The organism is Yoonia sp. SWMV100 (assembly GCF_056108365.1).
Genome location: NZ_JBWBAQ010000004.1, coordinates 55,041 through 66,311, shown reverse-complemented (window position 1 = coordinate 66,311; position 11,271 = coordinate 55,041). Strand labels below are relative to the sequence as shown.

The 11,271-nt window shown below is 54.9% G+C and carries 9 protein-coding genes; 1 reads left to right on the top strand and 8 read right to left on the bottom strand.

All coding sequences use genetic code 11. The annotated features are described in order from the left end of the window. Window positions 1–27 precede the first annotated feature (27 nt). The 4 genes from ACXJGX_RS09345 to ACXJGX_RS09330 all read right to left on the bottom strand — a co-directional run bounded on the left by ACXJGX_RS09345 (window position 28) and on the right by ACXJGX_RS09330 (window position 4,848). Complete coding sequence (locus tag ACXJGX_RS09345) at window positions 28–1,116, bottom strand: hypothetical protein (RefSeq protein WP_474780932.1); 1,089 nt, start codon at window positions 1,114–1,116, stop codon at window positions 28–30. 23 nt (window positions 1,117–1,139) lie between these two features. After that, window positions 1,140–2,615, bottom strand: a complete 1,476-nt coding sequence (locus tag ACXJGX_RS09340; protein WP_474780930.1) for a glycosyltransferase — start codon at window positions 2,613–2,615, stop codon at window positions 1,140–1,142. Window positions 2,616–2,621: 6 nt separating this feature from the next. Then, window positions 2,622–3,938 (bottom strand): nucleotide sugar dehydrogenase, encoded by a 1,317-nt coding sequence (locus ACXJGX_RS09335; RefSeq protein WP_474780928.1) that lies wholly within the window; start codon window positions 3,936–3,938, stop codon window positions 2,622–2,624. A 223-nt stretch (window positions 3,939–4,161) separates the two neighbouring features. Next, window positions 4,162–4,848, bottom strand: a complete 687-nt coding sequence (locus ACXJGX_RS09330) for a LuxR C-terminal-related transcriptional regulator (RefSeq protein ID WP_474780926.1) — start codon at window positions 4,846–4,848, stop codon at window positions 4,162–4,164. A 393-nt stretch (window positions 4,849–5,241) separates the two neighbouring features. On the opposite strand from ACXJGX_RS09330, the gene ACXJGX_RS09325 reads away from it, so the two are divergent. Further along, entirely contained in the window at window positions 5,242–7,287 is a 2,046-nt protein-coding gene (locus tag ACXJGX_RS09325; RefSeq protein ID WP_474780924.1) for a calcium-binding protein, read from the top strand. Between the two features lie 84 nt (window positions 7,288–7,371). Here the strand turns inward: ACXJGX_RS09325 and ACXJGX_RS09320 are convergent, their stop codons facing one another. From ACXJGX_RS09320 to ACXJGX_RS09305, 4 genes are all read right to left on the bottom strand, one after another. After that, window positions 7,372–8,145, bottom strand: coding sequence for an ion transporter (locus tag ACXJGX_RS09320; protein WP_474780922.1), 774 nt, complete (start codon window positions 8,143–8,145; stop codon window positions 7,372–7,374). 68 nt (window positions 8,146–8,213) lie between these two features. Further along, window positions 8,214–9,254 (bottom strand): AbrB family transcriptional regulator, encoded by a 1,041-nt coding sequence (locus tag ACXJGX_RS09315; protein WP_474780920.1) that lies wholly within the window; start codon window positions 9,252–9,254, stop codon window positions 8,214–8,216. A gap of 19 nt (window positions 9,255–9,273) precedes the next feature. Then, window positions 9,274–10,788, bottom strand: coding sequence for a tripartite tricarboxylate transporter permease (locus ACXJGX_RS09310; protein WP_474780918.1), 1,515 nt, complete (start codon window positions 10,786–10,788; stop codon window positions 9,274–9,276). Then, window positions 10,788–11,261, bottom strand: coding sequence for a tripartite tricarboxylate transporter TctB family protein (locus ACXJGX_RS09305; protein WP_474780916.1), 474 nt, complete (start codon window positions 11,259–11,261; stop codon window positions 10,788–10,790). The genes ACXJGX_RS09310 and ACXJGX_RS09305 overlap by 1 nt, the downstream gene beginning before the upstream one ends. Between the last annotated feature and the right edge of the window lie 10 nt (window positions 11,262–11,271).

Genomic DNA, 11,271 nt, shown 5'->3' with positions numbered 1-11,271 from the left:
GAGCCGGTGATGGCGCCCGTTGATCGGTCAAATGGCGCCGTTAAACAGGTTCGATATGCTTTCAGGCAAAAGCAGGCGGCGGAACCGCAACCGCGCGGTTTCACCAAGGTTGACCGCCGCTTCTGATGTCGCGTCAAAGGTAACTTTTGCAGCAATGCTATCGTTGGCGGTCGCGGTATCTGCACTGTCAACCAAGCTGATCGTCACAGGCACAATCTGCCCGTTGCTTAGCTCCAGCTCGGCGCTGTCCCCCGCAAGCAGGCGCGCGGCACCTTCAAAACTGACCTGTGTATTGGCTTCGATTGCGGCATCGACGCGCACCAGTTTCACCAATGGCGCTCCCGCAAGAATGGTGGCACCCTCATAAAAGTCAGCCAACGGCAGCATGGTACAATCACACGGCATTCGCACGCTTAGCAGATCGCCCGAATTGGCCCCGATAGAGTAAATGACATCACCGACGCCGGCCGCTTCGTTCAGGTAGGTGATTTGCCCGGCAGCGGTCGCGCGCAGTGTCTCGCCTTCTTGGCTGATGACAACGGGACGCGGTTCATAGCTGAACAACACACGTTCACGCGCCACACTTGCGGCAACCGCAACCAACGCCAAACTGAGCGCGACCAAACCAACCTGGCGTAGGGCTTTCCCCATGCGCGCGGTGGCTTTTGGTTGTGCTGCGGGGGCTTTTGGCTTGACCTGTGTCGGGCCAGTGTAGCCCAGAAAACGTCCGACCGTGACCAGATCACCTGCAAGATGGCTGTTCAGAATATAGCGCAGCGGCGCAAGGTGGCTGCCAGTCGGATTACAAAAACGCAGGCAATAGTCTGGACTGTCAGACGCACCGATCTTTTCCAGATCGGCCTCTAGAAACAGGCTTACCGAAAAGCTGTCAAAGTCGAATTGTAACACAACCGGACACTTCTGGTAATTGCCCGCAGGTGGCATCAGCCCGGACACCATCGCCTGCGTGATGGAAATAGATTGCCCTTCCAACCGGCGATCACCAATCCGCACCGCAAACGGCATCTGCAGTAGCGGATGTTCGTTTTCGTAGATGAAACCGCGCGCAACAGGCGCCTCTGCGTTCACTGGCTGGGTCAATTGTGTGTCGCTCATTGTGATGTCCTATGCTGCAAAATTTAGACGACGCCGGTCAGGTACAAGACGGCGACTGTCAGCCATCCCAGGGTCAAGACGTGAAGATAAGAGGAACTGGCAGCGCGCACGCGCTCACCAATGGGGCGGCGGATTCCGACCGCGCTTGCGCTGGCCTGGCGGGTCCATTTCTGACGGTCCAACCGGAACAAAACATAGCTTTTGACGGCAGCACCAAAGAGTTGACCAAAATACAGCAACCCTGTGTAAACAATCGGAAAACTGCGGCCGCGGAACAGGCAGATCGCCGTGCAAAAAACGTAGCGTGTGAACATGACCCAAGCGATATAGACAGGGATCACCATCGGATCGAAAAAGATCGCCGCCATGATCATACAGATCGGGCCGGCCAGCGTGGTCCACATCGACAACCGCTGATCAAGGATCGACCACCATGTGAACAGCCCGATATGTGACGGTGCCAGCTCCAGCGCGCGGCCATTGGTGCGCAGCATATTGCCAAACCAGCGGACCATCAGCGCTGTCGCACTGCCGACAAACGACGGCTTGGGCTGCGTTTCCATCGAACTGCTGGCCACATCCGGCAGATAGGCCATTTGATAGCCGTTCTTCATCAGCCAGAACCACGTTGATTTGTCATCACCGGTCAGAAAGTTGACGCGGCCCAAACGCCAGTGATCGATATAGTCATGTTGCACAGAGTTGATAAAATCAGGGTCGGTCGCCAGATCACCGCGAAACACCGACATCCGGCCTGTCAGTGTCAGCACACGGTTGCTGAGCCCCATTGAACACATCATCACCTGACGCTGGTCAAAACGCAGTTCGAACCAGTCGCGAAACAGCCCGGGTTTTGGAATCTCGACCTCTTCGTCGGTGGTCAGCGCGCCGATTTTCGGGTTGGTAAACACCGGGGCGGACTGCGCGACGATATCTTCGGGTACGCAGCTGTCGCCATCAACGAATAGAATGATATCATGCGCAGACGGGCATTCGCGGGCGATTAGGTTCAACGCCTTAGCCAAAGCATCACGTTTGCCGGTGCCGGGGATACGGTCGATGATCAACTTTACCGACGACATATCGACGGGCATGGTTGCGTAAATCTGCTGGATCAGCCGTTCATCCGCACCGTCGACCACAGACGACACAATCGTCGCGCCATTTTCAGATTTAGCCGCCGCCAAAAAGATACTGCGGTACACCGGGATCGTGACGCTGCTTTCGATCATATAGGATGTGGTCAAAAAGAACGCATGTGCGCGCACCGGCCGCGCCGCATAGCGGGCATGTGCCCGCGCCTTGCGCTTGGGGTAGACGTACCAACGGAACACCGCGGCGCGGGTGAAATTGATCGATGCCCACGAATACCGCCAAGCGCCAAGCACCCCCAGCACAACTGCCGCTTCTTTCACGTCACCAAGCAGCCCCGCTGGCACTGTTGATGCCAGCAGAACAATGACCGAAAGATACGCAAGATGACTAAGGGCGCGGATCATGGCGGGTTACCAGCAGATGCCAGCGTAGCCACCACCGGTGACCCGGTTACGGCTGATGCGGGTCAGATCGACCATCGGCTTGTTGCTCGCGTCAAGTTCCGCAAGCGTGTCTTTGTAGATGTTGCCCACAACAATCATGTCGGACCCGGCGATCATCGACGTCAGGTTCGCGTTAAGGCGCTGCTGCAAATCAGGCACCACATCATTGCCACGGCCAGCAGTTGAATTTTCGTTGGCATAGGCTTCGTGCACAAACGGGTCATAGATTTCGACAGCAACACCCGATTTGATCAGCCGTGACGCCAGCTCTGCCAACGGGCTTTCACGCATATCGTCTGTACCGGGCTTAAAGCTGATACCGACAAAGCCAACTTTGGTGGCTTTGGCATCTGTGATCATTGTCTGCGCTTTGACGATCTGGGCTTCGTTGGCTGCCAACACCGCGTTCAGCAAGGGTGCCGGTGTGTTGTTTTCTGCTGCCAGATGACGCAACGCCCGCACGTCCTTGGGCAGGCACGATCCACCAAATGCAAAGCCGGGACGCATAAAGTAAGGCGACATGTTAACCTTGAGGTCGGAACACAAAATCTCCATCACGTCTTGACCGTCCAGGCCGCATGACTTTGCAATATTGCCGATTTCATTGGCAAAGGTCACTTTGACCGCACGCCACGTGTTGGACGTGTATTTGACCATTTCAGCGGTCCGCAGATCGACTGTGTGAATTTTGCAATTCAGGTTTTCGTTAAGAGTGGTCAGAATTTCACGGGTACCGTCATCCAAGGCACCAAACACGATCAGGCCCGGATCATAGTAGTCTTCAATCGCTGTGCTCTCGCGCAGGAACTCTGGGTAATATCCCACGCCAAAATCTGTTCCGGCTTTTTTGCCCGATGCGGCTTCAAGGGTCGGGATGCAGGTATTTTCGCAGCTACCCGGCACAATGGTCGACCGGATGATCACCGAATGGAACGCATCCTTTTTGGCAATTGCTGCGCCGATATTCTCGCAGACCGATACCACATATTTCAGGCCAACCGACCCGTCCGGGGCGCTGGGTGTGCCGACGCAAACAAACGACGCATCGGTGTTATTGATCGCAAATTCCACATCGTCTGTGGCGCTGAGGCGGCCGGACGACACGACCTCTTTGACCAATTCATCCAAGCCATTTTCCACAATCGGAGAGAGACCCGCGTTAATCGCCGCGATCTTGCCGGGATCAACATCAACCGCGATTACATCGTGCCCGTCTTTGGCCAGACAGGCCGCAGCGACAACGCCAACGTAACCGATTCCAAAAATACTAATCCGTGCCATCATTTCCTCGCTAAATCATGTTCGCCTTTAAAATGCCGCAATGCAGAACATTCACCAGTCGGGAAAAATCCCTACAGTGTAGGGGAACACTGTCACCCTGTGAGGATTTTAGGTAAGTTATTGATTTTACAAGATTTTAGACAAGCATAAATCCGCAGGGATCCGGCGGATTTATGCTGCATGCGCAGAATAACAATTATAGATTGTGTTTATATTTGGTCGAAAATTAGACGATCCAGCCTTGCTGAATCACATAGCTGACCAATTGTGCACGGTCGCCCAAATCCAGCTTTTGGCTTGCACGCGCCTTGTAGGTATCGACTGTTTTATTGCTAATATTCAGGTCATGGGCGATCTGCTTCGCGCTCAATCCACGCGCGAATCCCACCAGCACTTCTTTCTCACGTTCACTTAGCCCGTCACCGTCAGATGTTTCGGCAAGCATCGGGCGCAAATGCGCGCCAAAAGCCTCGTCAAAGAAAATTCCACCGTCAAGAATCACCGCGAGCGCAATCGCCAATTGGCGCAGGCTCGCATTCTTAGAAATACAGCCACAAAAACCGGCGTCCAACGTTGCGCGGACCATCGGGTTCGTCGCTTTGAAACTATACCCCAGCATTCTGGTCTTGGGATTCGCGCGGCGAATCATGCGACCGAAATCCAGGATGTCGTTTTGTTTCGATAACTGAAGGTCGCCCGGGTCCAAAATCAATACTTCGGGGCGACGCATCGCCACGTGATCACCGATGCTGTCTTCATATGGCACAACCGTGCAATCCAGCGCCTCTGTCAAATTGAGCTGACTTGCGAGCGTTTCAGAAAGTACGGGGTTTCGATCGACGATTAAAACCCGTCGTTTACTTGATTCTGCGCTCTCAAATTGCGCAAAGTTTTTACTATCAAATTCGGCCACCACTTATAATCCTTTTGCATGCCGCGCAGTCCTCCCAGACCCCTGCGCCAGTTTCACTGCTGAAAACACAACTTTTATCGCCACACGCTTGCCCAAATAGTCGGCAATGGCCCATCTCAAATATCATTACGACGGCCCCTACCTCCCCCCACGAAAGGCGAACCAATTTAGTCCATGGACTCATATTGTCCCCAAACCGATCACAGTTCTACACTTTTCTGCGGTGACATGGTCCAATGTGGCGAATTTCCACCCAATAGGCGGAATTTGACCGATAATTAGGCGCCAAAATTTCGCGATACGGCATCCCGAACAAGATCATGTAGGCTAACTTTAGCCCCCTACTGTTCGCCGCTCACGTGTCACGCTCTCCCATCAAGTCAGGAAATCCACATGCCCTCAGCCCACATCTACACATCCGCATCCATGGCGACTGGTGACCTGCAATTGTTGATTGATACGGCAGAGCCCGGAACAACAATACATTTAGCCGCCGGAACATACACATTCACCCAAACGTTGCTGATCGACCGAAGCGATATTTCCGTTGTCGGTGCCGGAAGCGAAAAGACCATTATTCAAGCGTCAAAAGGCCTGATGGATGCACCCGTCATTCAAGTAGGGCATGATATATTTCGCCCCGACACGATCGATTCGTTCCAACTGGTGGCACGGGCGGCCGCAGGCAGCACCCAAATATCGGTCGAGGCGGGCCATGACCTGAGCGTTGGGGATTATATCTACGTCACTCAAAAAAATACCGCTGCATTTTTTGCAGAGATTGGTGACAGCGATTGGCAAAAAGAGTCACCTCTGCGCACCGTCCTTGCCAAAGTCACAAACGTTGATGGCAAAAAAGTGACGTTTGACACACCGCTTCCCTTTGATTTTGATCCCGCGATCACGACCGTCGAACACCGCGACATCCAAGAAAACAATACGCTGACGGGCTTCACCGTTGTTGGCGCGTGGGGACAGGCAGATCCGTCGGACTTTAACAACAGGCTTGGCACTGAAACCGGCGCCACAGCAATCCTGATTGCGGGCACCAGCAACGCCAAATTAACGGACATCGCAGTGCTCGATTCGGCGTCAAATGGGATCACGATCGCGAACTCAACACATCTAGAGATGACGGATATCATCGTTGATGGCGCGCACGACAAGGGCGATAGCGGCAATGGCTATGCGATTTGGATTCGGGATGTGTACGAAAGCACCTTCTCGGAACTCGCGCTAACTGACACGCGGCATGCCGTGGTTTTCGCCAGCCACAGTTCGGCGGTCGGAAACACAGTCCATGTAACAACGACCAATCGCGACATCAATTTCCACGGGGGTTTGGACCAAAACAACACAGTTGTGGTTGATGAATCAATCCGAACCGGTGCTGAAATGAATTATATGGCGCCGACAGTTTTCTTTAATCAGGGCACAACATACGGGGCGCCCACTGATCCAACAACGAACTCTGTAAGTTTTGCGACGATCGTCGGCACTGTCAGATCCGAAGAAGTCACCGTCGCTGACAAAGGTTCGTTGATCGCGATGATGGGCGGTGCAGACATCGTCCATACGGGCGGCGGCGACGACATCGTCGATCTGGGGACAGGCCGCGATATCGTTTATGCATCAGGTGGGCGCGATACCTTGGTGGGGGGCAATGGCCGGGACACCGTCGTTTTCGCCATGTCAGAGCAAAATTACACGATATCTTGGGATGACAACACATTGGTGGTCTCACATGGCGCGCATGAAACCCGCCTGCGCGAATTTGAAACGGTCACTTTTGGCGATGCATCCTATCAGTTCGCAGACGTCAAACAGAGCGACCTTGTTGTGTTGCCACAGTACCAAAGCCCTGAGGTCAATGGGCTGAAGACGGTCGCAGGTGCCAACGGGTGGCAGCGCGAAACGGTATCAGAATCGGTTGTGATGGGGGCGAACCTTGAGGCGATCAAAATGGTTGGAAGCGCCGATCTAACGGCAGTCGGCAATGTTCAAAACAACAATATCCTTGCCAACGCAGGGGACAATCTCATCGATGGTGCGGGGGGCCATGACCGCATCTTTGGGCGCGCGGGCGATGACGTCATCTTTGGGGGGGACGGGAATGATTTTCTGTATGGTCAGGCCGGCGATGACACACTTGTGGGCGGCTCGGGCAACGACATCCTGATTGGTGGCTTTGGCGCGGATGTCTTTGTCGGTTCATCAGGCCTTGATAAAATCGCCGATTTCAATACGGCAGAAGGCGACTGGATCCACTTTAACGCCGATGTCGACGGTAAATTCGATGCGGCCTTTGATCGGTTCCAAAAAACGGGCCAAAATTCTGACGGCTTCGAATTTTCTTATGTCAGTGGCGACCTTCATATTCACTTTGAAGACAGCACACTGGTACTGCAGGACACGGTACGCGCTGATTTCGATTTTTAGAACGGTGCAATCCGGATCATGATGGGACGCTGTGGCGCAGGTCACAGCGCGCAGCAGCCACATCCCACAGCACGCAGTGCCGGATCAAACGCTGCCTTCAGTTGAAATGTAGATCGTCGTGCCACAATGTTTGCAATGCACTGCATCCGCATCATGAAGAACCAATCCGCACACCTCACATTCTTGCCGGACCTTATGCGGGCGAAACAAGACCTGCAAAAGACGCAAGAACAGCGTCACACCAAAGATCATCACCGTAACGGACAGCATCCGCCCGCCCGTACCTGTCAAAGTGATATCGCCAAAGCCCGTTGTCGTCAGTGTCGTGACAGTAAAATAAAGCGCGTCTGCATAGTTTCGAATGTCCGGATTAACCCCGAATTGCGCGGCATAAATCAACCCGGTCATCACAAACAGAAAAACCCCAAGGTTCAGTCCCGCAAGGATGACATCTTCGTTTTCGCGAAAATATGCGAAATCCTGCCGCAGCCGCACCAACAGTTGATAGGTGTGCAACAAACGCAATGTGCGCAAAATGCGTAAAAACCCTAACCCTTCGCCCGCGATCGGCGCCAAAAATGACAACACTGCCACGATATCGGCCCAGGTATGCAGGCGCAGGAAATAACGCCCTTTTTCACGTTCCAGCCCAAACCGGATTGCGAAATCCGTCAGGATCAGTATGCCAAAAACCGCGTCGGTGATCTCGATGGCACGTGTGTGTTCAAAAAACGAAGTCGCGATAACAAAGACAATCGTCGCCACGTCAAAGATCAGCAAACCATAGCGAAATCTGTGCGCACGCGGCGTGTCGCCTTCATAAAGGGATCTGATCTGTCCGAACACGCCCATACCCATACTGTCGTTATCTCGCGACAGTAGTGCCCCCGTTTGACCGAACCATGCAAGGTCGCACCGCGTATTTTTTATCTACTCCGCCGCACCTGCCGCAGCAAAACAGGTACCAGAAACACCAAAATCAGAATACGCGCGAAGTGATGCGTGGCCACAAAGGCCGGATCATACCCAAGCGCCAACCCGATAGCGGCCATCGCCTCGACGCCGCCGGGCGCATAAGCGATCCACACTTGCCCCGCAGGCAATCCGGTCAGCCATACGGTCATTGCTGCGAACCCGATCGACATAACCAAAGATGTTCCGATCAAAACCACCCCTGCCCGCCCCATGACCAGCAATTGCCGGACCGAGATCGATGTGAGGCGCGTTCCGAGCGCCGTACCCGTCACGGCAAAGCTGGCAAAAATCGCCCAAGCGGGCGCCGGCCCATGCGCAAGATCGCCGACATGGGCACCCGCGCTCAGGATCATCCCAAACAGCAGGCAGGCCGCGGGAAGTTTGAAGCGCGCGGCGCTGATGCCCAGCCCCAAGGTCAGCACGAGCAAAGGCAAAAGCGCGCTGGCCTGCATGGGTGGCGCAAGGGCGCCCACCGCCGCAGGCGCATCAACCGATGCAGCCAGCAAAGGGACAACCGCGACCAGCACCAGCAGGCGCATGACCTGCAAAATCGTGATCGCCGTGACATCTCCATGCCCGTCCAATGCGATCGCGATTGCATTGGACATTGTGCCGGGTGAGCTGGCTAACAGTGCTGTTTCGCCATCAAGTGCGAACCATCGGCGCAGCATCGCCGCCCCCACCAGCATCGTGGCCAGCAATGACCCACCAAGCAAAATCAAACTTATCGACCACGCGCCCAGTTGATTCAAGACACCGGGCTCTACCCCTGCCCCCAGTGAAATGCCGATAATCGCAAAAGCGACATCGCGCAGCCGTTGCGGCAGCGCCATCGGCACGCCAGCGGTTGCTGCGACCGACACGGCAACCGCCGATCCGATCAACGCCGCAGCGGGCAAACCCGTTAGGGCGGCGCATATTGCGCCGCCCAATCCGATCACACATGCCGTGATCCATTTAACAAGCGTGGTTTTGGTCGGGACGAGGGACATGGATCGTTGGTCTTTTCTTCTAGGCCTCAACATTCATCTGGCGGCGGGCGCGGCGTCCCATCAGGATCGGGATCGCCACAACAATGGCTGCCAGCACATACAGCAAGATGCTTTTCCAGTTCTCGATCAGGATCATCCAGTCCCCCCCAGAAATCGACAGGGCACGGCGCAGGTTGTTTTCGAAAAGCCCACCCAACACAAAGCCCAAGATGACAGGGGCCAATGAAAAGTCGAGCTTGCGCAAGAACCACCCAAAGATACCAAGCCATGTGATCATGAACAGATCAAACGGATTGCCAACGATGGAATATATCCCGACAAAGGCCAAGATCGCGATCAGCGGCGTAAGATAGTGCTGCGGTATTGTCAGCATCCGGGCGAACAGCCCAACCAGTGGCAGGTTGATGATCAGCAGCGCGACGTTGCCAACATACATCGATGCAATCAGTCCCCACGCAATTTCCGGGCGCTGCGTAAAGAGCAGTGGACCGGGCTGGATATTAAACATCAACAACGCACCCAGCAAAATCGCAGTGGTCCCCGATCCGGGAATGCCCAAGGTCAGCATCGGCACCATCGCACCACCAGCGGCAGCATTATTCGCAGCCTCTGGTGCGGCCAAACCGCGGATGTCACCGGTGCCAAACGTCCTTTGACCCTCGGCGCCAGCCATCCGCTTTTCGGTGCCATAGGCCACAGCCGATGCAACAGACGCGCCTGTGCCGGGCAAAACGCCGATAAAAAAGCCGATCAGCGACGATCGCAGGATCGTCCACTTTGTCGCCGCGATATCGGCCCACCGCACAAAGCTGCGATCAACGGGCAGTGTTTTCAGGCGCCCAGTGACTTGCTGTTCCACAAGGTGCAACAGTTCCGCCATCCCGAACAGCCCGACAACGACGATCAAGAAATCGATCCCGGCCAGAATATCGGGCAGACCAAAGGTATAGCGCGCAACGCCTGTATTGCTGTCGATCCCGATCGTGGCCAACATCAGTCCAATCAGCGCGCCCAGCAAGGTTTTCACCGTACTTTTGCCGACCAGCGACGCCAATGACGCGAACGCAAATACCATCAGCGCGACATAGTTCGCAGGCGAAAATGTGACCGCGAATTTGGCCAACAGCGGTCCGAACAACGACATCAAAACGACGGCGATGGTCCCACCGATAAAACTGGCGACTGCCGACAACGACAGTGCGCGCCCTGCTTCGCCCTTGAGCGCCAACGGGTGACCGTCCAGCGTTGTCATCACCGCACCGGAATCCCCGGGAACGTTCAGCAGAATAGAGGAAATCCGCCCGCCGTATTCCGCACCGTAGTAGATGCCCGCAAGCAGGATCAGCGCGCTTTCGGGTGGAAAGCCAAGCCCGTAGGCAATCGGCAACAAGATCGCGACCCCGTTAATCGGGCCAAGACCGGGCAAGGCCCCGATCAGGGTTCCCGCGAAACAGCCCAGCAAAACCAGCATCAGATTAAAGGGCATAAGCGCGACACCAAAGCCGGTCGCAAGGCCAGAAAAGACCTCAGACATCAGATCATTCCTTCATATGTAGTCAACGTTTGCGCCGATAATTCAATCAGCTCGCCATCCGGCAGGTTCAAGTCCAACAAAACGACACACAGCAGATAGCCAAAGACACCCGCACAAAGGCCAAAAATTCCTGCCCGAACCCACGTTGCCCCCAACATGCGGGCGACGACGGCACCAAACAGCAGTGTCGAAATGATAAAGCCCAGCGGCTCGTAAAGTTCAGCGTAGGCAAACAGCAAGATGATCATTGCGCCCAAGCGGAACCAGGTTTTGCCAGCGACACCGATGATGTGGGTATCGGGTTTCCATAAAATTCCCAAAATGCACAGCGTCGCCACAACGGACAAAATCTGCGGCCAGCTTTCGGGGCCAAGCGGGTCGTATTGAAATGGCGCCTGAATGATGGTGAATGCGATATAGCCATAGGCCAACGTCACGATCAAAAGGACACCGGCGAATATCCGGTCGGCCATGGGTTTACCT

What these genes read in the sequence shown, in the direction of transcription:
- ACXJGX_RS09315 (WP_474780920.1), bottom strand. Translation starts at nt 9,254, where the DNA reads ATGTCCCTCGTCCCGACCAAAACCACGCTTGTTAAATGGATCACGGCA.
- ACXJGX_RS09325 (WP_474780924.1), top strand. Translation starts at nt 5,242, where the DNA reads ATGCCCTCAGCCCACATCTACACATCCGCATCCATGGCGACTGGTGAC.
- ACXJGX_RS09320 (WP_474780922.1), bottom strand. Translation starts at nt 8,145, where the DNA reads ATGGGTATGGGCGTGTTCGGACAGATCAGATCCCTTTATGAAGGCGAC.
- ACXJGX_RS09335 (WP_474780928.1), bottom strand. Translation starts at nt 3,938, where the DNA reads ATGATGGCACGGATTAGTATTTTTGGAATCGGTTACGTTGGCGTTGTC.
- ACXJGX_RS09345 (WP_474780932.1), bottom strand. Translation starts at nt 1,116, where the DNA reads ATGAGCGACACACAATTGACCCAGCCAGTGAACGCAGAGGCGCCTGTT.
- ACXJGX_RS09305 (WP_474780916.1), bottom strand. Translation starts at nt 11,261, where the DNA reads ATGGCCGACCGGATATTCGCCGGTGTCCTTTTGATCGTGACGTTGGCC.
- ACXJGX_RS09310 (WP_474780918.1), bottom strand. Translation starts at nt 10,788, where the DNA reads ATGTCTGAGGTCTTTTCTGGCCTTGCGACCGGCTTTGGTGTCGCGCTT.
- ACXJGX_RS09340 (WP_474780930.1), bottom strand. Translation starts at nt 2,615, where the DNA reads ATGATCCGCGCCCTTAGTCATCTTGCGTATCTTTCGGTCATTGTTCTG.